This window comes from Rubneribacter sp. (genome assembly GCF_965361815.1).
In genome coordinates this window covers 1-25,860 of the sequence record NZ_CBDTNW010000004.1, presented here as the reverse complement: position 1 = coordinate 25,860, position 25,860 = coordinate 1, and the positions used below count along the sequence as shown (strand labels likewise).

Genomic DNA, 25,860 nt, shown 5'->3' with positions numbered 1-25,860 from the left:
ACCGAGGACGTCCTTCTCATGCACCTCGTCGCCCACCTTGACGTTGATCTCGAGCATCTTTCCGGGAACCCTGCTCTTCACGTCCATCTTCGTTCTCCTATCTCGTAGAACCGTTACCTATGATTCATGACGACGGCCTCTTCCCTGGGAAGCAGCCGCACGTCGTTGAACCCTTTGACAAGCACGCTGCCGCTGTCGGAGCAGAACTCCCCGAGCTTGGCGGCCCATCCGCCCTCAAGCTCGATCTCGGCGTCGATCCGCACGCCCGTCTGCCCCTCCACATCCAGCAGCCCTTCGTGCAACCGCTGCGCCTCGTCTAACCCCTCGCAACGCACGAGCAAATCCAGGTCCGAAGTGCCGTCGCAATACGGCAGCCCCGTGGCCAGCTCAAGCGCGGCGGAGCCGAACACCCCGCACGCCAACCCTTGCCCGCGCGCGAAGCGCAAGGCGCGCGACAAGGCGTCGAACACCGGCAGCGGACGCAGCAGGGTTGTTCGAGCCAGCCCCGCCACCTGGTACGGATCGCGCACCAGCGTCACCGCCGAGCGGGGGACGCACGACGACAGGCGCAAACGCATGCCGTCTTTGCGGAAGGGGGACGAAAACCCCACGCACAGGCCCTCCGCCCCCTGCTCCTGGCGCCGCACGATGCCCGGCACCAGCACGCCGTCGAAGCCGTCGACCGCAAGCTCGCGAATCTCCTCCTCCGACCACGCCTTCGCATCTCCCACCACTTCCACCGTCATGGCCCGGCGCGCCGAAGCGGTCAAGGTCACCAGGTCGTGTCGCCTGAAGAGAGCTTTCACGCCCCTACCTCCGCTTCATCCACACCGGGTCGGACTTCGACTGCGACTGGAAGCGCTCCTGCGCCTCCAGAAGCCGTGCGAACAACACGGTCTTGCGAGGGTCGTCGATCAGATGCGACGACCCCTCAAAACCGGTGGCGGGCCGAAGCTCCAGCACGTTGGCGACCGCGCCCGTTTCCAGATCGGGGTCCACCCGCACCACCCTGCCTTTGATGCGCAGGATGCTTCGCGCCGCCCGCTCCACCGTCATAGCGGAACGGGCCGTGCTCGCCTTCACCACCACGTCGTGCTCGCACCTCGTGCGCTGGCGGGCATAGGTGGGCAGGCTTCCCTCGCCGCCCAGCACATGCCCGCCGCTTGCGGGAAAGCTATCGCCCGTGGGCAGTCCGCCCACCGCGAGCGCAAGCCGGCCCTCGCCCTCCGGCAGCAGCGAGAGATCGTCTCGCAGCGGCTCGCCGTCCATGGCGATCCAACCGAACTCCTGGCAGCCGTACAGGTCGTGCACAGACGCCTCCAGCGCCCGCGCCGTCTCCAGAAGCTCCAGGTCAAGCGGCGTCCCGCTCGCAAAGAGGACAAGACCGCGCGGAACCAGGTCCCAAAGCCCCAGCCTCTTCGCATCTTCAAGCGCCGCCCGCAAAAAGCTCGATTCGCCGATCACCAGACGCGGACGGTCGCGGCACAACGCGACCAGAAACGCGTCCCGCGAGGAGTGCGACAAGAACCGGGGGCGCACCGCCGTATCGTCGAACACCCGGCGCGAAAACACGTTGACTAGCGGCGGGTAGCACACAAGCAGGTCCTCCCCCGCCTGCGCGCCGACGCGCTCCAAGGCGGCCACGCCGGCGGCAACGCGCTCGGGCAGCTCCTCGTGCGTGACGCCCACGATGTTCTGGAACGCGGTGCTGCCCGTGGTGAACGTGACGTAGGCCACGTTTAAGGGCGTGTGCACCTCCTCGATCACGTGAGCGCTCGTCGGCCCCGCCGCCAGCTTGTCCTCCAGCGCGCGCCGCGGCATCTCCGCGAAGCTCGGCGCCGTGGAAAACTCGTCAACGGCCTCGGCCATCTGCTCGAGAACGGCTCGCGCCTCCCGATCCTCCATCGCAAACCCCTTACAGGTACTCGTCCGCCACTGCGGCGAACTCCTCGCGCATCCGCGCGATAACCGGCAGGCGCACGGTGCGGCCACCGCGCTCCTCGCCAAGCTTGCCGTGGTACATGGGGCCCGAGGCGTCAGGCTCGCCGGAGAGCTTGGCAGCCTCCACCTCGCCGATATGGCGCTCGACGGCACCGCCCATGTCCTCGACGTTCTCCACAAGCTCGTCCACGCCGCCCAGACGGTAGAAGAACTCGGGACCCGCGGCGAACACGGGGTTTTCCTTCGACAGCTTCTCCAGGCGCTCGATGTCCATCTTCGTGATGCGCGAGATGCTCGTGATGGGCATGACGTGGATCATCGTGCCGAACTCCGGCGACAGCGAAAGAATGTGGTCGGCCTGCAGGCCATGGCACAAAAACGCGCCCGAGATGGCGCGCCCGATGACGAGCGCGATCACGGCATGCCCCGCCTTGCGGGCCTCGGCGAGCGCCAGCTGATAGGCTCCCGTGGCCTTGTTCATGCCGAAGATCTCCTCGATCTTGCCCGGCCCGTTGCCCGGCGTGTCGACGATGAGCACGAGCGGGCGCTTCTCGCCGATCTCCTTGTCGGCGTCCTGGTCGATGACCCGGTACACCGTCTTGGCCATCTTGTAGGCCTCTTCCATGCCGATGACGCCGAAGTACACCACCGGGAAGCGCTCGTTGAAGGCCTGAGCGTCGTTGGCGATCACCACCACGTCGCGGCCGCCGAGCCTCGCCTCGCCCACCACGGCGCCGGGACCGAGATCCGCAGGGGCCTCCCAGTCGCCGATTTTGTTCTCATGGAAGCTGCCGTCCTCCACGATCATGTCGATCGCGTCGCGCCCTCTTCCGATCATCGACTCTACAGTCATGGCTTCCCTCCTCTACCGACGCTTGGCCGCACGCAGGAACTCTTCAGTGGTTTGCTCGGGGATGCCCGCAGGATCCTCGTTGCCGAAGTACGCCCACACGTCGCGCGCATCCTTCGGCTGGATCTCGCAGGACAGCTCCACGAGGTCGAGCTGCTCGTCGACAAGCTCCTCGGAGCCGATGCGACGGTTCTTCACGATCTCGTCGTAGGGCTTGGACAGCACGTCGGCAAGCGCCTCCTTGAACGAGGCGATGGAGTCCTCGACCAGGTAGTTGCAGTCGCGCATGATGTACTTGTGCTTGCCGCCGGTGGTGCGGTAGACGAGCGCACGGTCCGCGGAGTCGAACTCGGCCTTGCCCATCTCCTGCTCGATGACCTCGGGGCCGGTAAGGCCCAGGCGCCCAAGCTCGCTCATGACCACCACGTCGGTGGCGGCGGCCACAAAGCCCATGCCGCCGAAGCAGCCCACCTTGCTGCCGATCATGGCGATGACGGGGAACTTGCCCTTCGTCTCCTGGATCTGGTCCATCACCTCGGCATGGGCGAGCAGGCCGGCATTGGCCTCGTGCAGGCGCACGCCGCCCGTCTCGAACGAGATGACCACGGCGGGAAGCCGCTCGGCCAGCTCGTCGGGATGCTCCTCGAGGATGCGCTCGTACATCTGGCGGGCCAGCCCGAAGGTGCCCACCATCTTGGCCCCGTGGACCTCGCCGACGGCGCCGCCGATGAAGCGGCCCTCCTGCGAGATCACGAACACGGGATGCTTGCCAACGAGGCCGACGCCGCATACCACGCCGTCGTCGAACTCGATGGCCTCGCCCAGCACCGGCAGGTGCGGGCTGCTCATACGGTCAGCCGGACCGCACAGCTCGGTGAAGGTCCCCTCGTCGACCAAGCCCCGCGCACGCTCGCGCGCGGTGGCCTCGTAAAAGCTTTTGCCCGAGAGCTTGTCCTGATCGGTCATCGCTTACGCCTCCTTCCGCGCCTCTTCGACCGCCTGGCGCATCCTCATGCCCACCACGACGGGCGTCGCATTGTTGTCGTTGATCTCCACGCTCACATCAGCCAGGCCGGAGTCGCGCACGAAGCGATCGAGCACCTTCTCCCACACCTGGTCGAACCCGGTGACAGGCGTGATCACCTTGAACTCGACCGCACCATCGAGATCCTTCCTCTCGAACATGACCTCCATGTCGCCCGAGCCCACCACGCCGGTGTGGCTCCATTCGACGGGCAACGGCTTGGGGTCGTCGGCTTTGAACGTGAAGCTCAGTTCGGTCAATGCCATTGCGTGCCTCCTTCGATCTTTCCGTTCGGGTTACCAGTTGCGGAAGCGGGCCGGCGGGTTGTACAGGCCGTTAGACCACTTCACCAGGTCTTTCACGTTCTTCGCCGCAAGCATGCTGCGGTTGGCGCGGGCAACGTCGATGCCGAGGTCGGCCGGCGTCTTGAAGATGCCGCGCTCGCGCAGCCCGGCCGTCTCGGCCGGATCCTCCTGCATGCCGACGGAGGTGAAGCCCGCCACCGCGCGGATCGCGGCCATGCGCTCGGCCATGGTCGTGCACTTGTGCAGGTAGGCGATGCCCTCCTCCGTGACGATGTGCGTGAGGTCGTCGCTGTAGATCATCACGGGCGGCAGATCGAGGTTGGCGTTTTTGGCCAGCTTGACGGCGTCAAGCTCCTCCACGAAGCCGGGGGCCAGCTTCTCGCGGAACGTCTCCTGCAGCTGCACCACGAGGCGCTTGCCGCGCGGCAGGTCGCCCACCAGCTCGCTTTGGATGCCGTACTCCTCGCCGCACTTGAGCCAGCCCGGCGTCGCATGGCGGCGGCCCTTCGCGTCGCAGCCCATGTTGGGCGCGCCGCCGAACCCGGCCACGCGCGTGGCGGTGGCGGTGCTGGAGTTGCCGTACTTGTCGATCTGCAGCGTGCCGCCGATGAACAAATCGAGCGCGTAATGGCCGGCCGTCTGCGAGAACGCGCGGTTGGAGCGCATGGTGCCGTCGGGTCCCACGAAGAACACGTCGGGACGGGCCGCCACGTAGTCCTCCATGCCCACCTCGCCGCCGAACGAGTGGACGGACTTCACCCAGCCCGACTCGATGGCGGGAATGAGCGTGGGGTGCGGGTTGAGCGAGAAGTACGAGCAGATCTTGCCCTTAAGCCCCAGCTCCTCGCCGTAGGTGGGCAGCAGAAGCTCGATGGCGGCGGTGTCAAATCCGATGCCGTGGTTGAGGCGCTGGATGCCGTACTCGCCGTAGATGCCCTTGATCACCATCATGGCGCGCAGCACCTGCGAGTCGGTGATGAGGGCGGGGTCGCGCGTGAACAGCGGCTCCACGTAGAAGGGCTTGGGAGCCTGCACCACGAAGTCCACCCAGTCGCCGGGGATGTCCACCCGCGGCACCTCGTCGACGATCTCGTTCACCTGGGCAACCACGATGCCCTGCTTGAACTTGGTCGCCTCAACGATGACGGGCGTGTCCTCGGTGTTGAAGCCCGTGAACAGATTGCCGTTCTTGTCGGCGCTCACGGCCACGGTCAGCGCCACGCGCGGCGTGAGGTCCATGAAGTAGCGGCCGTACAGCTCCAGGTAGGTGTGGATGGCGCCGATCTCTATCTTGCCCTCGCGCACGTACTCGGCCAAACGCCCGGCCTGCGGCCCGGAGAACGAGAAGTCCAGCTTCTTGGCGATGCCCTTGTCGAACACGTCCAGGTGGGTGCCCATGGACAGCACCGACTGCACCATGTGCAGGTCATGCACCTTCGCCGGGTCGACCTTGCACAGGCACTCGGCCAAGAAGTCGGCCTGCTTCTGGTTGTCGCCCTCGATGTTGAGCTTGTCGCCGGGCCTGATAACGGCCTCGAGCAACGCCACCGTGTCGTCGGCGGCCACCACCTTGCCCTCCTGAACGTAGGGCTGCGCAGCGGCCCGGCGCTCTTCGGCGTCCCGCTTGAGCGAGTCCCAAACTGCGGTCGGTTGGTTCGTCATGCTCTCTCCTTTCGATAGTGGAAGTTGCGCGGTCGGCCCGCGTCGCCCGCCCGCTCAGTCGGGCAGATGCATCACGCCTAACCCCACGCGCTCGTGGCACGAGAGCGAATGGAGCGACGACGAGCCGAACAGCGCAACGGCGACCCATTTGTCGTTGCGAACGATGGCCACTTTCACAGCCAGGTTCACCGAGGAGGCCACGTTGACGATCAGCCCCCGCTTCGCCTCCTCGGATGCGTGCATCAGCGCATGGACGGATCGGGGTTCCTTCTCCACCAGGCCCGAGTTGAGGGCCGCGCCGATCACGGCGCGTGTCATCTTCTGCTGAAAATCCCCCTCGCTCGAACCGCCCACCTCCGTGGCAACGCAGCGGAACCCCTGGAGCGAGAGCGTCCTTCGGTACGATTCCTCCTCGGCGTCGGTCTCGGTCATGGCCAGCAAGAGCGCTTTCCTACCCAACCCAAGCGGAGTCACACTCTCGTTCCTGCTGCTCGAACCTGCGTGCCGCTCCATGCGCGATCACCCCTTTTTCCTCAGGCCCTTGCGGGCGATTTCCGGAAGAAAGCTACAGGACAAGCGATATGGTCGCCACGAACACGCCTGTGGCGATGGCGGAGACGATCACACCGCCGATGTTGCACCCCATGGCGATGGGGATGATGATGGCGAAGGGGTTCTCCTCCTCGGCGGCATGCTGCGCGAGCTTCGTCGTGGTGGGCACGCACGACACGCCCGCGATGCCGACCACCGGGTTGAACGTCTTGCCGCGACGCTTGTCGAACAGGTACACGATCCAGCCGCCGGCCAGGCCGCCCACCGCCGAGATGGCCAGGGCGAGGATGCCCAGGATGAGCACGATGCCGACCACCGGGTCGAGGATGGTGCTCGCCTCGCACAGCGTTCCGAGCACCAGGCCCAAAAACATCGAGGAGATGCTGGTGATGACGCCTTCGAACAGCTCCTGGTAGGGCAGGATCTTCGCTTCCTTCACCGCCATGCCCAGGAAGAACGAGAGCATGAGCGGAGCGGCCACCGGCAGAAGCAGGCACAGGATCAGGCACACCACCACGACGAAGATGAACTTGGACTTCGACGAGGCCTGCGGCATGTCGAACTCAACGTCAAGCCCGCGGTACTTCTTGGGCACGAGCGCCTTGATGATGTAGGGGTAGCCCGCGTAGGTGAGGCTCAGGTACAAGTAGGCGATGATGGACACGGACACGAACATGTCAGGCGACATCATGAGCGTGCCGAACAGCACCATGGGGCCGTCCGCGCCGCCGATGGTGGCCACGGAGGCCGCCTGCGCAGGATCAAGCCCGAAGAGGTTCACGCCCAAAGACAGCGTGGCGAACGTGCCCATCTCGGCGAAGATGGCGATGATGATGCACGTCCAGGGGCGGGCGAGCAAAAAGCTCAGCTCGCTGCGGGCGCCGATGCCCATGAACACCAAGCACGCGATGAGGTTGTTGCTGAACGTGAAGTTGTAGATGGGCTGCAGGAAGTTCACCTGGATGGCTTGCATGAGATCGTCGGTCTCGGAGACAAGCGGGTCGATGATGAGGGTTCCTGTGGAGCCGTCGCCCAAGAACAGGACGCCGGCGTTGACAGCGATCATGCCGAGGCCCATGGGAACCATGATCAATGGCTCGAGCTTGCCTTTGAAGCCATAGAGCGCCAGCACGAAGCCCAGCAAGATGAGGGCGACGCGCACGGCGCCAATTAGGGGATCATCGAAAAGCGTGAAGATCCCGGGGAAGATTTGCATCAAGATATCCATCTGGACATCCGTTCCTTTCCGTAACTGACGATCCTACTGCTCAGAGTCTTGGGAGCCTTTTCCGTTCATAGCTTTGTTGATCAGGACGACGACTCCGATCACGAAGAACGATATAAGGGCCGTCAGCCCATACGTGAAAAGCATGTACACGTTGATGTCCACCCCGGTTTCACCTCCTTAAGCGCAAAAAAAGAAGCAGAGAATCGAACTTTGAGCTCTAATTCTCTGCTTCTCGAAAGCCTGCTATGATGCCTCGCCCTCAACGGGCGGTGCATGTTTGTGTGGTGCTTCGGGATCTCGCGCACGGGCTTGGGCGCCCGTGCAATTTCTATGTGCGAAATATACACCGGCCTTTGCCGTTTGTCTAGAGAAACTTTTGCGACTCGAATGCCGGACGCGGGGGGTCACGGGGGGTCACGGGGGACCGCGGAGGGGCGCGGAAAGAGGTGCCCGCCAACCTGCGGCCGGCGGGGCGAACGCGGGGAAAAGAGGGCGGCAACCCGGCGAGCGCAGCCTTCGGGCGCCTGCGGCGCGACGCGCGGCTAGCGCAGGCTCCGACGGGCCTTGGCGCGGGCCCAGGCGTCCAGTTCCTCCAGATGATCGAGGCTTTCCACCCGTTGGACGCCGGCGCGCTCGTGCGATTCCATGACGGCCTCCACGCACTCCGCGATGCCGAGGTAGGTGCCCTCCCCTGCCAGAAACGCGGCCACGGCCACCTCGTTGGCGGCGTTCATCACGCACGGCAACGTGCCGCCCGCGGCACCGGCATGGCGCGCGAGCGCAAGGCAGCGGAACGTGTCCTCGTCGGGCGCGGCGAACTCAAGCCCGCCCAGCGCGCGGAAGTCGAGCGGCGCCACGGGGGCATCCCAGCGCTCGGGGTAGGAAAGCGCGTACTGGATGGGGATGCGCATGTCGGTGGTGCCGAGGTGCGCCTTCACGCTGCCGTCGGCGAACTCCACCATCGAATGGATGGCGCTTTGCGGCTGCACCACCACGCTGATGCGGTCGTAGGGCATGGCGAACAGGTGGTGCGCCTCTATGACCTCCAACCCCTTGTTCATGAGGGTGGACGAGTCGATGGTGATCTTCGCGCCCATGTTCCACGTGGGATGCGCGAGCGCCTCGGCCGCCGTGACGCTTTCCAGCTGCGCGCGCGTGCGCCCGCGGAAGGGGCCGCCCGACGCGGTCACCCACAAACGCGACACCTCGCGCGCGTCCTCGCCGATGAGGCACTGGTAGATAGCACCGTGCTCCGAGTCGATGGGCATGAGCGCGCCGGCGGGGCCGTGCGCGGGCGCCGTGCCCGCTGCGCGGCGCTGTGCGTCTACCTGCGCGGCCAGCGGCATGATGAGGTCGCCGCCCACCACGAGCGACTCCTTGTTGGCCAGCGCCAGCACCTTGCCCGCCGCAAGCGCCTCGTAGCTGGCGCGCAGGCCCGCCGCGCCCACGAGCGCGTTCACCACCACGTCGGCCTCGGGCAGCTGAGCGAGCGCGGCCACCGCCTCCGCCCCCAGGCCGAACGAGCTCTCGGCGCGGCGCGCGACGGCCTGGGCGAGCGAGGCGGGCGGCGCCCCCGTCCCGCGCGCCTGGGCGCGCAGCTCGTCGATCACCGGCTCCCCCGTCAGGCGCTCGTCGCCCACGGCCAGGCAGCGCACGCCGAACTCGCGCGCCTGGGAAAGAAGCTCCTCCGCCCGCCTGCCCGCGGCAAGGCCCACCACTTCCAGCTTGTCCGCATGGCGGCGCGCCACGTCGAGCGTCTGCGCGCCGATGGACCCCGTGGATCCCAAAACGACGATGCGCTTTCTAGCCGGCATACGGGATGCACCCCCCGCCCACAAGCAGGATGGCCGAGGTCACGGCCACCAAGAACAGCGAATCGCAGCGATCGAGCAAACCGCCGTGCCCCGGCATGATGGTGCCGGAGTCCTTGAACCCGGAATTGCGCTTGATGCGGCTCTCGGCCAAATCGCCCAACACGCCCATAAGGCCGCTGATCACGCCGAACAGCACCGCCTGAGGAACGCTCATCTCAACGCCGGGGACAAGCGTCATGAGGCACCAGAACACCGCCGACCCCACAAGCCCCGCGATGAAGCCCTCCCAGCTTTTCTTCGGGCTTGTGCGCGGCGCCAGCTTGTGCTTGCCGAACTTGCTGCCCACCAAATACGCGAACGAGTCGTTGGCCCACACGCTCAGGAAAAGCCCCAGCACGAGCACGCCGCCCCACGGCTGGGGCAGCGCGGTGCGCACCACGATGAGTCCCGAGAGCAGCATGCCGCAGTAGGCCGCGCCGAAAAAGCTCACGCCCACGTCGGGCACGCGCGCCCGCATCCAGAACACGTACCACACGATGAGCGCCAGAAGAAGCGCCAGGCTCACGTACAAGGCTCCGGTCAATCCGAGGAAGAACACGCTCACCGGGTAGAGCATGGCCGCGATGATGCCGAGCATCTCGTTGGGAAGCTTGGCGTCGGAGCGCAGCATGTAGTAGAACTCCCCCGCCGTGATGCCGGCCGTGGCCACGAGCAGCGCGAGCGTCGTCCAGTCGCTGATGAGCGCGCACAGAACCGACACCGCCACGTACACGAACCCCGTGCGGAAGCGCACCTGCAAATCGGTGGCGTTCTTCAGCTTCTCGGGCGTCTTCTCGTAGGCGAAATCCTTGATGCGCCCCGTGCGAGAGCGGTCGTCGCCTTCGCGCGCGCTGTCGGGCCGCCCGGCGACCATCTACTTCACCGCCCCGAAACGGCGGTCGCGCCCCTGGAACTCCAGCAAGGCACGCAGAAGCTCGTAGCGGTCGAAGTCCGGCCAGAGCACGTCGGTGCACACGAACTCCGCGTAGGCGATCTGCCACAGCAAGAAGTTCGACACGCGCATCTCGCCGCTTGTGCGGATGAGCAGATCAGGATCGGGGATGCCAGCCGTGTGGAGGCGCCGCGCGAACGACTCCTCGGACAGCTCCTCGGGCGCGCGCCCTTCGCGCAGCGCGGCGCGCGCGTCGTCCACGCAGGAGCGGACGGCGTCGAGGATTTCCTGGCGGGCCCCGTAGTTCACGGCCACGATCAGCGTCATGCCGTCGTTGCCTTTGGTCTTCTCCCATGCGGCGGCGAACGCCTCGCGCGTGTCGTCGGGCAGGATGCTCGTATCGCCGATGGTCATCACGCGCACGTGCTCCTCGTGCAGCCCGTCCACCTCGGCCAGCATGGTTTTGGCGAACAGGTCCATCAGGCCCACGACCTCGTCTTCGGGCCGCTTCCAGTTCTCGGTGGAGAACGAGTAGATGGTCAGGTAGCGCACGCCCACATCCGACGCGCAGCGGATGGTCTCGCGCACGGCCTCGATGCCGGCCTTGTGCCCGCGCAAACGGTTGAGCGCGCGCTTCTTGGCCCAGCGCCCGTTGCCGTCCATGATGACGGCGACGTGCTGCGGCACCCGCGCAGGATCGAGCAGCGTCGGGTCGAGGCCCTCCGGAGGATTCGGGAATATGTAGTCGAGCGGCTTGTTCAAGAAAGTAGCACTTTCAGTCGTACACCGAACACCCGAGTTGATCTTGCGGTCGCAGGACGAGTAGGTAAGCAGCCCCAGACTCGCAGGTTGGCGTAGTAAGTCAGCGAGGAACGTCGCGGTGCCCCGGATCGTGAGGAAGGCGATGGCGAAGCGTGCTTCGGTGCGCGAGCCATCGGCTTCGCCGCGAGACGGGGCGCCCCGGCGCTTCGCAGCGTCGAGCAGCTCCGCGGGCCTACGGCCCGCGGAACCCCTAGATCTCCATGACCTCGGCTTCCTTCTTCTTAAACGCCTCGTCCACCTCGGCCACGTACTTGTCGGTGAGCTTCTGGACGGCGGCCTGGGCGCGGCGCTCGTCGTCCTCGGGCAGGTTGTCCTCCTTGACCGAGCGCTCGATGGCGGCGTTGGCCTCCTGGCGGGCGCGGCGGACGGCCACGCGCGCCTCCTCCGCGTACGCCTTGCACTGCTTCACCAGGTCGCGACGGCGCTCCTCGGTGAGCGTGGGGAACGGCAAGCGGATGACGGAGCCGTCGTTGGAGGGGGTCACCCCCAAATCGCTCTCGAGGATGGCGTGCTCGATGGCCCCTAAGACGCCCTTGTCCCACGGCTCGATGACCAACAGGTGCGCGTCGGGGGTCTTGATGCCCGCCATCTGGTTCACCGGAGTGGGCACTCCGTAGTAGTCCACCTTGATGCGATCGAGCACCATGGCGTTCGCGCGGCCGGTGCGCACGCCGGCGAAGTTGCTCCCCAGCGCGTGGAGGGCGCCCTGCATGCGCTCCTCGGTTTGCAGCATGATATCGTCGACCATTCCAAATCCTTTCGCCCTGCCCAGCGCAGCGCATCCCCCGACGGGGGCCGCGCGCCTTCGATTGTCCTATTCTACCGTGGTTCCCACCTTTTCGCCCTTCAAAGAGCGCGAAATATTTCCCTTCACCGTCAGATCGAACACGATCATGGGGATGTTGTTGTCCATGCACAGCGACGTGGCCGTGGAATCCATGACGTTGAGGCCCTTTGACAGCACATCCATGTAGCTGATGCGGTCGAAGCGCTTGGCGTGCGCGTTTTTCTTCGGGTCGCTGTCGTAGACGCCGTCCACCTTGGTGGCCTTCATGAGCACGTCCACGTCCAACTCGCAGGCGCGCAGGGCGGCCGTGGTGTCGGTGGTGAAGTAGGGGTTGCCCGTGCCGGCCGCCAAAATGACCACGCGGCCCTTCTCCATGTGGCGAATGGCGCGACGGCGGATGTAGGGTTCGGACACCTCCTGCATGGTGATGGCGCTCTGCACGCGCGAGAAGATGCCGTGTCGCTCGAAGGCGTCCTGCAACGCGAGCGCGTTCATGACCGTGGCCAGCATGCCGATGTAGTCCGCCTGCGCGCGGTCCATGCCCTCGGCCGAGCCGGCCAGCCCGCGAAAGATGTTGCCGCCGCCCACCACGATGGCCAGCTGCACGCCGTCGTGCACGACCTCGGCTATCTGGTCGGCCAGATCGTCGACCACCTTCGGGTCGATGCCGTACCCGACGTCGCCCGCCAGCGCCTCGCCGGACAGCTTGAGCAGCACGCGGTCGTACTTGTATTCGTTCGACATGGAACCGTCCCTTCGTCGCCTGCGTGGGTAATTCGCCTACATAGTACCCGAAACACCCATCGGGCGCATTCCTTGAAGTCAAATCGAAGAATCCCAGCATAAAAAACAATCTGCGCGGGAAAGCGGGGAGAGGGGCGGGGGGGCTGCGGCCGAAAGGCAGCGCGGCGCCCCTCCGAGGGGGGCGCCGCGCGGAAAAGGCTTCGAAAGCGCGACGCCCTAGCGAGCGCGGCGCGCTTCCCTTCTGGCGAAAGCCGCTGCCGTGGTGGCCGCTAGAGCGAGCGCAGCGAGCAAAGGCGCCGCTTCAGCCGCGGAGTCTCCCGCCGCAGGCAACGGACGCGCCTTCTCGGCGGCGGCTGCGGCGCCGTCGGCCTTGCCGGCGCTGTCGCCGGCGCTGCTGTTGCCGCTGCTGTTGGCGCTGTCGTTGTTGTCGCCGCCGTTGTTGCCGTTGTTGCCGTTGTTGCCGCTGTCGCCGACGTTGCCGCCGTTGTCGGCATTGCCGCCATCGCCCGAGCCGCCGTTGTCGCCGCTATCGCCGCCATCGTCATTTCCCGCACCGCCGTTGTTGCCGGCATCGCCGCCGTTGCCGTCGCTATCGCCGTCGCCTCCGGCGCCGGTATCGCCGCCGCCGCCCGAGCCGCCCTCGGACGTCACCGCCACCGTGCCGACAAACGTTCCTGCGTAGTTGCCCTTAAACGTCACCGTTACCACAGCCGTATCGCCCGAGCGCTCCACCACAAGGTCGTAGTCGCGCCCTTGCACGAGCGTGGTGGCGCCATCCGTCACCGCAATATGCGACAACCCCTCCAAGTCGGCTTCATTCACACTTGCAGGCAGCAAGAGACCCGGACCTTTCCGCGGTGCGATGGTAAACTCCTGCACAGCAGTAGCACTCATATAGGCGCCCTGCCCCGGCACATACGCCGTCACGCGATAGTGGCCAGCATTCACAGGCGGACCAGCTAGTTCAACCCATATGCCATTCGCATCCTGATACTCCCAGGTGAGCCGCGCCTCGGCGCCACTTCCCGTTACGGTAACCACAGGAGTAACCACCATATCGGTGGCAAACGTTAACCCATCCAGTCCGCTTATGGTAACGGAGGAGGCTTTTCGCTCAATGTGACTCGTTACGCTCACATCAACCCAACCACCGTGGTTGTAGCCACCTGATACCGCAACAGTAGTCAGGCGCGCCTGTACCGCACCGGCAGGTACCTCAGCCTCCAATATTCCTGCGGGCGTTTGCCATCCGAAGTCGCCCGTTTCGCTCTGACTGAGCACATCGTAGTTCCGGTCAAGAAATTCCACACGGAACCTGGCGTGAGCGATAGCCCCATGAGCCTCCTGTCGAACAGAGCCGATGATGCCCACTTTTGCAGAGAACGTTCGCACTGCGTCAACATCGGCAGCTGGCAAATTGATAACCAGATTGCCCCCGTTATTAATACGATACCCTGTCGTATAGGGCACTTCCTTGCCGCCTTCCAGAAGCGTGAAGTCTACGGTTTCACCGTATTCTGTTACATCCTCCGCCACCACGTTCACGCGCACCTCGGCGCTTGCCGAGTTGCCATGGTCGTCGGTCAGGGTGACCGTCACCGGATACGACCCCACCTCGCTGGTGTCGAACGCGCTCGCAGCGCGCATGGTAGTCGGCGCACCTACGGTAAACGACAGATGATCCTCCAGATTCTCGCCGTATATGCTGGAATAGCCGCTTACGAGTGATTTCAAGTCGAAGTCAGACCCTTGCAGCACCTGCACCGATTCGGACACATCGAGCGTCAAGCTGGGATAGCGCAGCCAGTCTAGCGGCACGCTACCTTTCTCCACCAACGAAAGATCAAGTTTGTCGATGTACGTGCCAACAAGATAGTATTTGGTGAAGGAATGATCCCAGTCACTGTAGTTCGAACCCACGAGACACCAGCTTTCGGTACCCGAGACTCTCCCCCAGGTGGTGTCGCAAACATACCAACGGCCCTCAACCTTGACGTAGTTCCACGCATGATCGTACGGATAACCACCCCAAGAAATGGTGCCGTCCACGTAAACGTTCTGCACGCCCAAGTGCATGAGCAGGTACTGCCAGCCCATCGAGTAGCCGCCGCAGCTGGCAACGCCGTTGATGAGCGAGCCTATGATGTCTGTCTCATGCTCCACGGGGGTCTTATAGGTCACGCTCGCCTCGTAAGCTTTCTGCACAGCGGAAATCTGCTGGTAGATGGTCATGTCGCCCTTGACAGCACCCGCTATGATCGCCTTGGCCTTCTCCTCGATCTGGGCGACGGCGTCACGATAGCGCGTACCGTTCTTCCACCTATAATCGATGCCGAACTTCTGCGTCAACTGGATGCCGTCCTTCTCAGAGCCCTCGCCCTCCCATAGGCGCTGACGCGAGAGCAGAAAGAGCCGCGGATCGGAAGCGGGCATCTGAGGGACGCCATTTTGCTCCGAATAGTCGCGCAGATACCTCCGAATGGTCGCAACGTCCCCGGTGGTGGGACGGATGCCGGCGGCCTCGTAATTCACCTCCATGAAGGTGCCGTTGTCCTGCACGATGGCTTTATCCTCAGTGTAGGAGAGCAGCGTATTCACCGTGAGGATCCATGCCTTTTTGCCCTCCTCGGAAAGGTAGTTGCTCACGTAGTAAGCATCGATGGGGAACGCCTCGTAAGGACTCATATCCAAGTTCGCATGCTCAAGGCCCGCGTGCTCGGGAATGGGCGCATCGCTGACGACATCATCGCGACCCGGCGCGTCGGCGTAGGTGGATTGAGCATAGGCAGGTTGAGCGTCGAATGTTGCCATCATCGGCGCAACCGTCATGCTGCCGAACGCCACGGCGAGCACCGCCGCCAGCGAGAAAACGCCTCTGGAGATAACCTTGTCCATGTCAACCCGTCCGATCTCGTTCGTTTTTGCCTCAACGCCGCATGTGAAACGCATTTGCGATTCGGAAGGGGCCATAGTAACGCATAGGGCAATGCCCCACGACGGCAACGGCCGGCAAGCGGCCTGCTTTCCGGCTTTCACCATCAATTCCGCACAAGGATTCGCTGCGAAGCCGGGCGGGCCGGCGAAGCGCGAACGCCGAAGCTTGGCGCGCGGAGCCCAAACGCCGCGGGCCCCGGCAGATGCCGGGGCCCGCATGTCGCGATGGGGGGGGGACTTTGCGCTTACGCGGCGTCTTGCTGGGAGCCGGACCCGCCGCCGAGCAGGCGCTCAAGCAGGTCTTGGGAGCTGGAGCTGTTCTGCTGGGTGGAAGCGCCCTGCGAGCTTTCGTCGGAGCCGAGGGTGACCTCGACCTCCTTCGTCTCGCCGTTGCGGTTCACCTCAAGCGTCACCTTGTCGCCGGGGTTCTTGGACCGCACGTCCAGCATGAGGTCGCTGGCGGACTCGACGGCCTGGCCGTCGAACTTCGTCACGATGTCGCCCACTTGCAGGCCGGCTTCGGCCGCGCCGCTGCCGCTGTTGACGGCCGCGATGTAGGCGCCCTCGTCAACCGGCAGCCCGTAGCGCTCGGCGGTCTGCGCGTTCACGTTGGACAGCGACACGCCCAGCTGCGCATGCGTGGGAACCTTGCCGTCGATGATCTGCTGGGCGATGTTCACCGCGTAGTTCACCGGGATGGCGAACCCGACGCCGGAGTAGTTGCCCGAGTAGGACGTGATGAGCGTGTTGATGCCGATGAGCTTGCCGTCGGCGTCGACAAGCGCGCCGCCGGAGTTACCCGGGTTGATGGCCGCGTCGGTTTGGATCATGTTCGGGTAGATGGTGGTTTCGCCCGATCCGCCCTGCTGGCTGTTGCTGTCCATGATCTGGGAGCGGCTGGTGGCCGACACGATGCCGGTGGCCACGGACTGCTCGAGGCCAAACGGGCTGCCGATGGTCATGACCCACTCGCCGATGGTCAGGTTGTCGGAGTCGCCCAGCTCTATGGCCGTGAGGCCGCTGGCGTCCTTGGCCTTGATGACGGCCAGGTCGGAACTGGGATCGCTGCCCACCACTTCGGCGTCGTACTGCTCGCCCTCGATGGTTACCTTCAACGCGTCGGCTCCCTCGATGACGTGGTAGTTCGTCACGATGTAGCCGTCGTCGGTCAGAACCACGCCGCTGCCGAGCGACGACTGGGTGAGCGTGTCCGAACCGCCGCCGTACCCGTAGCCGTACCCGTAACCGTACATGCCACCCATGGAGGACTGGTTGGTGTACACGTCGATGGCGGCCACGGAGGGCAGCGCCTTCTCGGCCACGGCCTCGGCCAGCGTCTGGTTCTCGCTTCCGGCGTCGATGACGCTGGAAGTGGTGGACCCCAGCTGCGTGGACTGCCCGCCGTCGCCGGAAGACGATCCGCCCGTGGCGGTCTGCCAAATACCGAAGCCGCCCAGGCCGATGACGCAGGCAAGCGCCGCTCCCGCGAACGCGACGCCGAACGTGCGGCCGTTGTGCGACTTCTTCTCCACCGTCACCGGGGTGTGCTGCGGCTGCGCGTAGCTATGCTGGTAAGCTTGCTGGTAGGAGGGCTGCTGCCCCGTCGTCTGCGCGTGCTGGGCACGATCCTCCCCCATGTTCGGCGGCAGGGGGCTGCCGCCCGGGCTGGTGTTGTTCGTATCGACCATGTCTCTCACTCTCCTTCGAGTTCCTGTATGCAAGCGGTTCGCTTTGTTTTGCAGGTGTTGGGGTCACCTTATCATGCGAGCGGCCCGCACCGGGGCCTCCGCACGCGATTGTCATCTTCGCGTCATGGAATTACACCGTTCGGTGTACAAAACGATGCCGATCCGTGCTTTCCAAAAGTCTCGGGACCCGAAGGGCCAAACGCCTCGGGAATCGCGCGAGAACGGTCGCCGCGCATCCACAAGCGATCGGAAACGCGCTATCATGATGCCCGCACCCGCGATCGGAAGGAGTCAACGTGAACCGCGCCGTCCAAACGCTGTACGTCCGCGTGCTGCTGCGCCTCCTGCCCCACCTCATCAACGTGCTCGGACACGTCTCGCCCAAGATCCGCGCCGAAGCGGACTACCTGCGGCCGGGATACGCCTTCATGCTGACGGTGGAGGGCGCGGGCCTTGCGGGCGCATGCCGCCGCACCGCGTCGGGGTCGTTCAGACGCGTGCGGCCCGCCGACATCGCGCGCGACGTGGAGCCGGGCAGCGGCCTTGCGAGCGCCGACCCGTCGGCTGTGAGCGTGGACTACGTGATCGCGTTCCGCTCGCTGGACTACGCGTTTCGCTGCTTCTCGGGCGGCATGACGCTTGCACGCGCGCTCGCCGAGCGCGCGTTCTCCACGCGGGGCCCCAACGACACGGGAGTGGCCCTCACCTACCTGTTCACAGCGCTGCTTCGCATGTTCTTCGGCTGGCGGGCCGCCTACCGCGCGCCCCGCGCCGCCGCGCGCGCCAAGTGACGGACGCCGGAATAGCAGAGAGGCCGCGCATGCCGCAAGCCAAGCAAAGTCAGCGAGAAGCGCCGAGGGGCCCGAAAGCATCCCGTTTCGCAGCCGGGTGCGGCGGCGCCTCGCAGCGTCGAGCCGCTCCGCCGTTTGGCGAAGCGGCGGAAAGGAGAGCCATGCAGGGATTCGAGTTCTTCTGCCCCACGAAGATCGTATGCGGAGAGCGTGCGTTGGACAAGCTGCCGGGCGAGCTGGCCGACCGCGGCGTGAAGCGCCCGCTCGTCATGACCGACGAGAGCCTGGTGAAGCTGGGCGTGGCGGCCAAGCTCACGAGCGTGCTCGACGCCGTCGGCGTGCCCTACGAGGTGTTCGACCAGGTGCCGCCCGATTCCTCTCTGGACGTGGTGAACAAGGCGGCGCGTCTTTACGCGGAGCGCGGCTGCGACGGGTTCGTGGCCGTGGGCGGCGGCTCGGTCATCGACACCACGAAGGGCGCGGCGGCCTCGCTTGCGTGCGAAGGGGTTGATTTCGCCACGCTGCAAGGGTCCGAGATACTCAAAGCCGACCTGCCTCCGCTCATCGCGGTGCCCACCACGGCCGGCACGGGCAGCGAGGTCACCCTGGTGGCCGTGGTGGCCGACACGCAGCGCCACGCCAAGCTCTCGTTCACCTCCTACAAGCTGGTGCCGCACACAGCCATCCTCGATCCGGCGCTCACCGCGTCTTTGCCGCCCAAGCTCACGGCCACCACCGGTATGGACGCGCTCACGCATGCCGTGGAGGCGTACACGTCCATCCAGAAAAACCCGGTGAGCGACGCGTTTGCCGTGAAGGCCATCGAACTGATCGCCGCGAACCTGCCCATCGCCTGCCGAGACGGGAACAACGTGGATGCGCGCACGAGCCTGGCGCTTGGGTCGCTTCTGGCGGGCGCAGCGTTCTCCAACGCGATGGTGGGCATCGTGCATGCGGTGGGGCACGCGCTTGGCGGCCTTTGCCATATCCCGCACGGGCAGGCCATGATGATGCTTCTGCCCCACTGCGTGCGCTTCAACTTGGACGACGGGGTGCACGCCGGGCTCTACGGCGAGCTTCTGGCCGCCCTTGCGCCCGCACGCGCCGCCGCGCTGGGAACGGCCGCCGACGCCGACGCGCGCGACGAGGCGTTTTGCGAGGAGCTTTTCGCCATGAACGAGCACTATCGCGAACACTACGGCGTGCCGTTGCGCTTGCGTGACCTGGGTGTGGAGCGCGAGCAGCTGGAAGCCGTCGCCAAGCAAGCGCGCTACGACGGCGCGGCGCTCTACAACAAGACGGAGGTCACCGCGGAAGCGGCCCTGCGCGTTCTGGAAGCCGCCTTTTGACGCCGCATCGCCCCGAGAAAGGAACCCCATGGCCACCATCCCCTCCTATGAAAGCCTTGCCGATGTTGAGGCCGCCGCGCAGCGGATGCGCGATTTCCACGCCACCGGCGCGCCGGCGCACGTGCCCTATCGCCGCGAGGCGCTGGTGAAAATGAAGGCCTACCTCAAGGCGAACGAGGAGCGCATTCTGGAAGCCCTCTATGCTGATCTGGGCAAATCGCGCTTCGAGGGCTACGCGACGGAGCTGGGCATTGTCTACGACGAGATCAACATGTGCCTGAAGCACCTCAATTCGTGGACGCGCCCGCGCCGCGTGGCCTCCCCCATCGTGCATTTCCGCAGCTCGTCGAAGGTGTATCCCAGCCCGCTCGGCGTGGTGCTGGTGCTCTCTCCGTGGAACTACCCGCTGCAGCTGGCGCTCGTGCCGCTGGTGGACGCCATCGCCGCCGGCAACTGCGTGGCGCTCAAGCCCTCGCGCACGTCGCGGGCCACAAGCGAGCTTCTCATCGACATGCTGGCCAACGTCTTCCCGCCCGAGTTCGTGTGCGGATTCCCCGGATCGGGCCAGATGAACGACTGGCTGCTGGAGGTGCGCTGGGACAAGATCTGTTTCACCGGTAGCCCGAACGTGGGTCGCACCATCATGGCCGCCGCCTCGAAATTCCTCACCCCCGTGCTGCTGGAGCTGGGCGGCAAAAGCCCCTGCATCGTGGACGAAACGGCCAACGTGAAGCGCGCGGCGCAGCGCATCGCGTGGGGCAAGGGCATCAACTGCGGCCAGACCTGCGTGGCGCCCGACTACTTTTTGGTGCACGAGAACGTGGTGGACGAGTTCGTGGCGCAGGTGGATGCGTGCTTCCACCAGTATTACGGCGCGGACATTCTGGCGTGCGACGAATGGCCGCACATGATCAACCGCCGCCACTTCGACCGCGTGATGGGGCTTATCGAGAACCGCAACCCGAACGCGCGCGTGGCGTTCGGCGGGCGCGGCAACGCAGAGACGCTGCGCATCGAACCCACATGTCTTGTCGGCGTGACCTTGGACGACCCGGTGATGGGCGAGGAGATTTTCGGGCCGGTGCTGCCCGTGCTGACGTACCGCACGCTGGATGAGGCCTTCGACATCGTGCGCACGTTCGAAAAACCGCTTGCCTGCTACGTGTTCAGCGATGACAAGCAGGTGCAGCACCGCGTGCTCACCGGGCTGCAATTCGGCGGCGCCACCGTGAACGACGTGGTCATCCACTTGGCGAACAACCACATGGGCTTCGGCGGCGTGGGCAACTCCGGCATGGGCGCCTACCACGGCAAGGTGGGCTTCGACGCGTTCACCCACTACAAGAGCACGCTCTCAAAGGGCACGTGGCTAGAGCTTCCCGTGCGCAACCCGCCTTTCGGCGACAAGATCAAGCTGCTGCGCCTGCTCATGCGCTGACCCAGGGCCAAGCGACAACCTGACCGAGAGCCGAGCGGAAACCCGGGTGCGAAAAACCGGCCCGGCCCATGTCAACGACGGCCCATCAGAGCGACGAGGCCCCTCCAGAAACAGAGCGAAAAGCCCTCCGGATGCCGAGAATTCACCGAAGATGGCGAGAATTCACCGAAATCGGAAAGATTCGCGGCTCGATTCCCGTAAGCCGAATGGAAAATACCTGGTCGATGGGCGCACGAAGGTCCCGATAGATCGGTCCAGCCCCTTCGATCTTCCGACTTCGGTGAATTCTCGCCATCCGGACGGCTTCCCCGCGCCAAACCATGCCCGCAGCGCCCCGCGCATCGGCGCCCCCCCGCGCCGGCCAAACGGGCGGACGCGACAAACCGCTGCGGCAGCCGCGATTCACTCCCCTTGGCGCGCCTCTCGCAAGCGGGCGATCTCAAAGGCGTATCCGGCCAGGTCGGGCTGGGGCGTCTCCAGGTAGAACGGCAGGTCGCGCAGCGCGGGGTGGTTTGCGACGGCGGAAAGGGCCGCAAACCCTATCTGCCCTTCGCCGATGCGCGCGTGACGGTCCTTGCGCGCGCCGCAGGGGTTGAGCGAGTCGTTCAGGTGGATGGCGCGCAGGCGCCCCAAGCCGATGACGCGGTCGAACTCCTCAAGCACGCCGTCGAGGTCGGCAGCAATGTCGTAGCCGGCATCCCACACGTGGCACGTGTCCAAGCACACGCCCACGTGATCGGACAGCTTCACCTGCGCGATGATGGCAGCCAGCTCCTCGAACGAGCGGCCGACCTCGCTGCCCTTCCCCGCCATCGTCTCCAACAGAAGCGTGGTCGTCTGGTCGGGGCGCAGCACCTCGTTGAGCGCGTCGGCTATCCGCGCCACGGCCTCGGCCACCGGCCGGCCGACGGCGCTGCCGGGATGCATGTTGTACAGCTGGTGCGGCGTCTCCTCCATGCGGGCCAGGTCCTCGCCAAGCGCCATGAGCGCGAACTCGCGGGTCTGGGGCTTGTCGGAGGCCGGGTTCATCGTGTAGGGCGCGTGCGCCAGGATGCGCTCGATGCCGTGCTCGGAAGCGAAGGCCGAAAACGCCGCCACGTCGGCGGGGTCGAGGGCCTTCGCGCGCCCGCCACGCGGGTTGCGCGTGAAGAACTGGAACGTGTTCGCGTCGATGGAGACGGCGTCCTTGGCCATGCGCAGATAGCCTTTCGCGCTCGAGAGGTGGCATCCGATGGTGAGCATGCGCGTCCTTTCCTTTCGCAACCGACGAAAGCGCAGGTCGGTTGCACGAAGCGATGCCGCCGCATGGACGGCGGCGCGGCGCAGGCGACAGCGTGCCGGCCGCAACGGTTCCGCATGGCCGGCCGCAACGGTAAAAAATCCGAAGAAACAGGATGAATTTTACCGCAACCGCGCAAGATGCCGCAGCGCAATCGTCCCAGAGCGCGCTTCCGATGCGCAGCTCGCTCCAGCCGAGCGTCAAGCGCCTTGGCCTCGCGTGGCGCCCGGTCGCCGCCACGCCGGAGGCGCAATGCGGCGCCCAACCCCGCTCAGCGGCCGACGACGCCCGCAACGGCCGCCTGCAGCTGGGCCAAGTGCTCCTCGTCCTCAACCCACTGATGGGAGAGCGTGCCAAGCGGCAGGTCGAACCCGCATGCCTCCAGCACGGCGGCCACCTCGTCGGGACCGTTCGTTCCCCAGCCGTACGACCCGAACGGAATGCCCACACGGCCCTCCCAGCCCGTTTTGGGCGAAAGGCCCTTGAGGTAGCACAGAAACGCCGCCACCGTGGGCATCATGCCGTTGTTGAGCGTGGGCGAGCCCACCGCCACGTACTTCGCCGAAAGGACCTCGGTCATGATGTCAGAGATGTGGTCCACCTTCAGGTCGAACAGGCGCGTGGGCACATCGCGCTCGATGAACGCCTCCACTATCTCGCGCGCCATGTCCTCGGTGGTGTGCCACATGGAATCGTACACCACGATAGCGTATTCATCAGGCGCAAGCGAACTCCACCGGCGGTACGTTTCCATGATCTCGCCCACGTGGCTGCGCCAGATGACGCCGTGGCTGGGCGCAACCATGTCTATGTCCAGCCCTTCGAGCGCCCCCAGCGCGCGCACCACATGGCGGGAGTACGGCATAACAATGTTCGCATAGTACTTTTTCGCCTGGGCGAGCACCTCTGGCAGCCCCACCTCGTCATCAAAGTGGTGGGAGGACGCGAAGTGCTGGCCGAACGCATCGTTGCTGAACAGGATGCGGTCCGCATCCGAATAGGTGACCATGTTGTCGGGCCAATGGACCATGAGGGTGTGCGCGAACGTGAGCGTGCGTTTGCCGATGCAGAGCGTATCTCCGGTTTTGACCGGCAGGTAGTCGCGTTCGCCGTAGTGCGCCGCAAGACCGCTTGCTCCGTACGGGTCGCTCGTCACGATGCGCGCGTTGGGCGCAAGCTCGCAGATGGCGGGAATGGCGCCGGAGTGGTCCTGCTCCACATGGTTGGCCACCACGTACTCGATGCGAGCGGGATCCACCACCTCGCTGATGCGCTCGATCAGCTCGCCGGCAAAGCCGGGCTTGCACGTGTCGATAAGCGTGGGATGCTCGTCCATGATGAGGTACGCGTTGTACGTCGATCCGCGATCGGTCGTGTAGCCGTGGAAGTTGCGCTCGTTCCAATCGATGCCGCCTACCCAGTACACGTCGGGTTTCACCTTCACCGCATGCAGCATGATGCACGCCTCCTTGGTTGTCGGTTGCGTTCGTCCCACAGTATAACGCCTGCGCGGCGCAGCACGAGGGCGAACAGCAGAACCCGCAGCGCAAGAGGAACGGGCGAATCGGCCACGTTGCCGGGCTTGGACCCCGCATGCGTCCAACCAGCTTGCGCTTGCCACGACGCAGCTTGCACTTGCACTGACGACTCAAAAGCTCTTCCGATCTCCTGAAACGGTAATATATCGCCCAAAATCTGCGGATCCTTTACCGTTCCGCACGACAAGCGTGCGCCAAGCGACGGGGGTCGCGCAAAACGAAGCGTGTCCGGCGAACATCCCTGCTTCGACGTAAGCGCACCGCCCTTACTGCGCAAACGTTATCCCGTGCAGACGACGCACCTCGTCGAGCGCAGGCACGTCCAGAATGAGGCTGCGGCCCCGGTCCAAGGCGCGGACGCGAGCCATGTCCTCTTCGGTCAGCGCGAAGTCATCGATGGCGATGTTTTGATCGATGCGCTCCCGATGCACGGACTTCGGTATGGCGGCGATGCCTTCCTGAAGCAGCCACCGCAGCACAACCTGGGCCGGCGTCTTGCCGTACGGCCGGCCGACGGCCGCGAGTTCGGGATGAGCGAACAGGCCCTCGCGCCCTTCGGCGAACGGCGCCCAGGCCATGGCGCGCACGCCGAGGTCATCCATGAGCGCACGCAGAAGACGCTGCTGGCAGAACGGGTGCAGCTCCACCTGATTGACGGCGGGCGCCACGCTATGGGACAACACGAGGTCGAGCAGGCGGTCGGGCAGGAAGTTGCACACGCCGATGGCGCGCACGCGGCCCTGTGCCAGCAGCTCCTCCATGGCGCGCCAGCTGCCGTGGTAGTCGCCGTACGGCATATGAACAAGGTAGAGGTCCAGGTAGTCGGTGCCCAGGTTGGAAAGCGTTTTCTCGAAGGACGCCTGTGTGCGCTCGAAACCTGCGTCTTGGATCCACACCTTCGACACCAAGAACGCTTCCTCGCGCGCAACGCCGCTCTTGGCAAGGGCCGCTCCCACCGCCCGCTCGTTGCCGTAACAGGCAGCCGTGTCGATAAGGCGGTAGCCTGCCTCAAGCGCGCCAAGCACCGCGCGCTCGCACGCTACCTGGTCGGTGATCTGAAACACCCCGAAACCTGTCTGCGGCATCCTCACGCCGTTGTTCAGTTCAACAATCTCCATACCACGCCTCCTTCCAAGCCTGCGCCTAACGCAGATTCTCCCTCAAAAACGCCTCCACCGCACCGAAAGGGATGACGTCGGTTTTATCGTAGAGGTCCACATGGTTCGCGCCCGGCACCACGAACAATTCGGCGCTTTCACCTGCACAGTCGCACACATCTTCGCTGAAGAACCGCGAGTGTGCGTGCTCGCCCACCACGCACAAGATGCGGCGCGGCGCTATCCAATCCAGATGGTCGAGCAGCTTGAAATTCATGAACGCCTGGCTACTTGTGATGGAGAACTGGGCGATGGCGTTGTGATGCCAGCCGCGTTCGCGAGCGTAGAACTCGCAGAATTCCGAGAACACCGGGTCGGCCTCGTAGTCGGCCTCCAGGCGGCCGCGCGGCGTGAGCGTGGGATAGGGTGCCGCGAAGTCAATGTAGCGCTGCTCGGCGATGTCGGCCAGCTGCGCGGCGCGGACCTCGTCGGTCATGGTGCCGAACGCCTCCTGCGTGGCGCGGGACATGTCGTACATGCTGGCCGTGACCGCCGCCTTGATGCGCGGGTCCACCTGCATGGCCGAAAGCGCGAACCCGCCGCTGCCGCAGATGCCCGCCACGCCGATACGCTCGCGATCAACAAACGGCCGCGTGCCCAGGTAGTCCACGCCCGCATGGAAGTCTTCCACGAACGTCTCCGGCGACGAAATATGGCGCGGGTTGCCGCCGCTGTAGCCGTTGTACGACGCATCGAACGCAAGTGCCGCGAAACCACGCCGCGCCAGTTCGTTGGCGTAGACGCCCGGCCCCTGCTCCTTGACGCCGCCGTAGGGCGCACCCACGAGCACGGCAGGCAGCACATCGCCCTCCGCGCGGTTTTGCGGCAGATAGAGATCGGCCGATAGCTCGATACCAAACCGGTTGCCGTAAGAAACGTGCGTGCGCTCCACGCCCTCGTTCAGTTCGAAGATGTAATTTCCATCCTGTGCCATGATGGCTCCTATCTTGTAGTTGTTGCATTTGAAAGCCTTATATCGGATGCTTTTGGATGCAATGCAGATTCTGGCGGGCAGGGATGGCGACA

22 protein-coding genes are annotated in these 25,860 nt (G+C 65.2%); 3 read left to right on the top strand and 19 right to left on the bottom strand.

Translation table 11 applies throughout. The features are described from left to right. Positions 1-113: 113 nt before the first annotated feature. From mdcG to ACWKY3_RS00200, 15 genes are all read right to left on the bottom strand, one after another. Complete coding sequence (gene mdcG / locus ACWKY3_RS00270; protein ID WP_449314418.1) at positions 114-806, bottom strand: malonate decarboxylase holo-[acyl-carrier-protein] synthase; 693 nt, start codon at positions 804-806, stop codon at positions 114-116. Positions 807-810: 4 nt separating this feature from the next. Then, positions 811-1,905 carry a hypothetical protein gene (locus ACWKY3_RS00265; RefSeq protein ID WP_449314417.1) on the bottom strand — a complete coding sequence of 365 codons (1,095 nt, stop codon included), beginning with the start codon at positions 1,903-1,905 and terminating at the stop codon, positions 811-813. 10 nt (positions 1,906-1,915) lie between these two features. After that, positions 1,916-2,794, bottom strand: a complete 879-nt coding sequence (gene mdcE / locus ACWKY3_RS00260) for a biotin-independent malonate decarboxylase subunit gamma (protein ID WP_449314416.1) — start codon at positions 2,792-2,794, stop codon at positions 1,916-1,918. Between the two features lie 12 nt (positions 2,795-2,806). Beyond that, the gene (locus ACWKY3_RS00255) at positions 2,807-3,757 is read right to left on the bottom strand and encodes a biotin-independent malonate decarboxylase subunit beta (protein WP_449314415.1); all 951 of its coding nucleotides are present in this window, start codon (positions 3,755-3,757) and stop codon (positions 2,807-2,809) included. A gap of 3 nt (positions 3,758-3,760) precedes the next feature. Continuing rightward, a complete protein-coding gene (mdcC, locus tag ACWKY3_RS00250; RefSeq protein WP_087195751.1) occupies positions 3,761-4,081 on the bottom strand; it encodes a malonate decarboxylase acyl carrier protein in 321 nt (106 codons plus the stop codon). Positions 4,082-4,111: 30 nt separating this feature from the next. Continuing rightward, positions 4,112-5,782: a malonate decarboxylase subunit alpha gene (mdcA, locus tag ACWKY3_RS00245; protein ID WP_449314414.1), complete on the bottom strand. Its 1,671-nt coding sequence runs from the start codon at positions 5,780-5,782 to the stop codon at positions 4,112-4,114. 54 nt (positions 5,783-5,836) lie between these two features. Beyond that, complete coding sequence (locus ACWKY3_RS00240) at positions 5,837-6,295, bottom strand: HutP family protein (RefSeq protein WP_191442621.1); 459 nt, start codon at positions 6,293-6,295, stop codon at positions 5,837-5,839. Positions 6,296-6,347: 52 nt separating this feature from the next. Further along, positions 6,348-7,562, bottom strand: coding sequence for a Na+-transporting malonate decarboxylase, carboxybiotin decarboxylase subunit (gene madB / locus ACWKY3_RS00235; protein WP_449314413.1), 1,215 nt, complete (start codon positions 7,560-7,562; stop codon positions 6,348-6,350). A 542-nt stretch (positions 7,563-8,104) separates the two neighbouring features. Then, complete coding sequence (gene dxr / locus ACWKY3_RS00230) at positions 8,105-9,376, bottom strand: 1-deoxy-D-xylulose-5-phosphate reductoisomerase (protein ID WP_449314412.1); 1,272 nt, start codon at positions 9,374-9,376, stop codon at positions 8,105-8,107. Then, entirely contained in the window at positions 9,366-10,289 is a 924-nt protein-coding gene (locus ACWKY3_RS00225) for a phosphatidate cytidylyltransferase (RefSeq protein ID WP_449314411.1), read from the bottom strand. Before ACWKY3_RS00225 ends, dxr begins: the two co-directional genes overlap by 11 nt. Next, positions 10,290-11,069 (bottom strand): isoprenyl transferase, encoded by a 780-nt coding sequence (locus tag ACWKY3_RS00220; RefSeq protein WP_449314410.1) that lies wholly within the window; start codon positions 11,067-11,069, stop codon positions 10,290-10,292. A gap of 250 nt (positions 11,070-11,319) precedes the next feature. Beyond that, positions 11,320-11,877: a ribosome recycling factor gene (gene frr, locus ACWKY3_RS00215; protein WP_449314409.1), complete on the bottom strand. Its 558-nt coding sequence runs from the start codon at positions 11,875-11,877 to the stop codon at positions 11,320-11,322. 66 nt (positions 11,878-11,943) lie between these two features. Further along, positions 11,944-12,660 (bottom strand): UMP kinase, encoded by a 717-nt coding sequence (pyrH, locus tag ACWKY3_RS00210; protein ID WP_449314408.1) that lies wholly within the window; start codon positions 12,658-12,660, stop codon positions 11,944-11,946. A gap of 216 nt (positions 12,661-12,876) precedes the next feature. Continuing rightward, the gene (locus ACWKY3_RS00205) at positions 12,877-15,555 is read right to left on the bottom strand and encodes a hypothetical protein (RefSeq protein WP_449314407.1); all 2,679 of its coding nucleotides are present in this window, start codon (positions 15,553-15,555) and stop codon (positions 12,877-12,879) included. Positions 15,556-15,839: 284 nt separating this feature from the next. Beyond that, on the bottom strand, positions 15,840-17,282 hold the full coding sequence (locus ACWKY3_RS00200) for a S1C family serine protease (protein ID WP_449314406.1): 1,443 nt from the start codon (positions 17,280-17,282) through the stop codon (positions 15,840-15,842). Positions 17,283-17,578: 296 nt separating this feature from the next. On the opposite strand from ACWKY3_RS00200, the gene ACWKY3_RS00195 reads away from it, so the two are divergent. The 3 genes from ACWKY3_RS00195 to ACWKY3_RS00185 all read left to right on the top strand — a co-directional run bounded on the left by ACWKY3_RS00195 (position 17,579) and on the right by ACWKY3_RS00185 (position 20,860). After that, entirely contained in the window at positions 17,579-18,073 is a 495-nt protein-coding gene (locus ACWKY3_RS00195; RefSeq protein ID WP_449314405.1) for a D-alanyl-D-alanine carboxypeptidase, read from the top strand. 161 nt (positions 18,074-18,234) lie between these two features. Next, positions 18,235-19,422 (top strand): iron-containing alcohol dehydrogenase, encoded by a 1,188-nt coding sequence (locus ACWKY3_RS00190; protein WP_449314404.1) that lies wholly within the window; start codon positions 18,235-18,237, stop codon positions 19,420-19,422. 28 nt (positions 19,423-19,450) lie between these two features. After that, complete coding sequence (locus tag ACWKY3_RS00185; RefSeq protein ID WP_449314403.1) at positions 19,451-20,860, top strand: aldehyde dehydrogenase; 1,410 nt, start codon at positions 19,451-19,453, stop codon at positions 20,858-20,860. A 402-nt stretch (positions 20,861-21,262) separates the two neighbouring features. Here ACWKY3_RS00185 and ACWKY3_RS00180 read toward each other — a convergent pair whose 3' ends face one another. From ACWKY3_RS00180 to ACWKY3_RS00165, 4 genes are all read right to left on the bottom strand, one after another. Next, positions 21,263-22,102, bottom strand: coding sequence for a deoxyribonuclease IV (locus ACWKY3_RS00180; RefSeq protein WP_449314402.1), 840 nt, complete (start codon positions 22,100-22,102; stop codon positions 21,263-21,265). A 308-nt stretch (positions 22,103-22,410) separates the two neighbouring features. Then, positions 22,411-23,595: an FprA family A-type flavoprotein gene (locus tag ACWKY3_RS00175; protein ID WP_449314401.1), complete on the bottom strand. Its 1,185-nt coding sequence runs from the start codon at positions 23,593-23,595 to the stop codon at positions 22,411-22,413. 348 nt (positions 23,596-23,943) lie between these two features. Beyond that, positions 23,944-24,795, bottom strand: coding sequence for an aldo/keto reductase (locus ACWKY3_RS00170; protein ID WP_449314400.1), 852 nt, complete (start codon positions 24,793-24,795; stop codon positions 23,944-23,946). 25 nt (positions 24,796-24,820) lie between these two features. Continuing rightward, on the bottom strand, positions 24,821-25,768 hold the full coding sequence (locus tag ACWKY3_RS00165; RefSeq protein WP_449314399.1) for an alpha/beta hydrolase: 948 nt from the start codon (positions 25,766-25,768) through the stop codon (positions 24,821-24,823). Positions 25,769-25,860 lie beyond the last annotated feature (92 nt).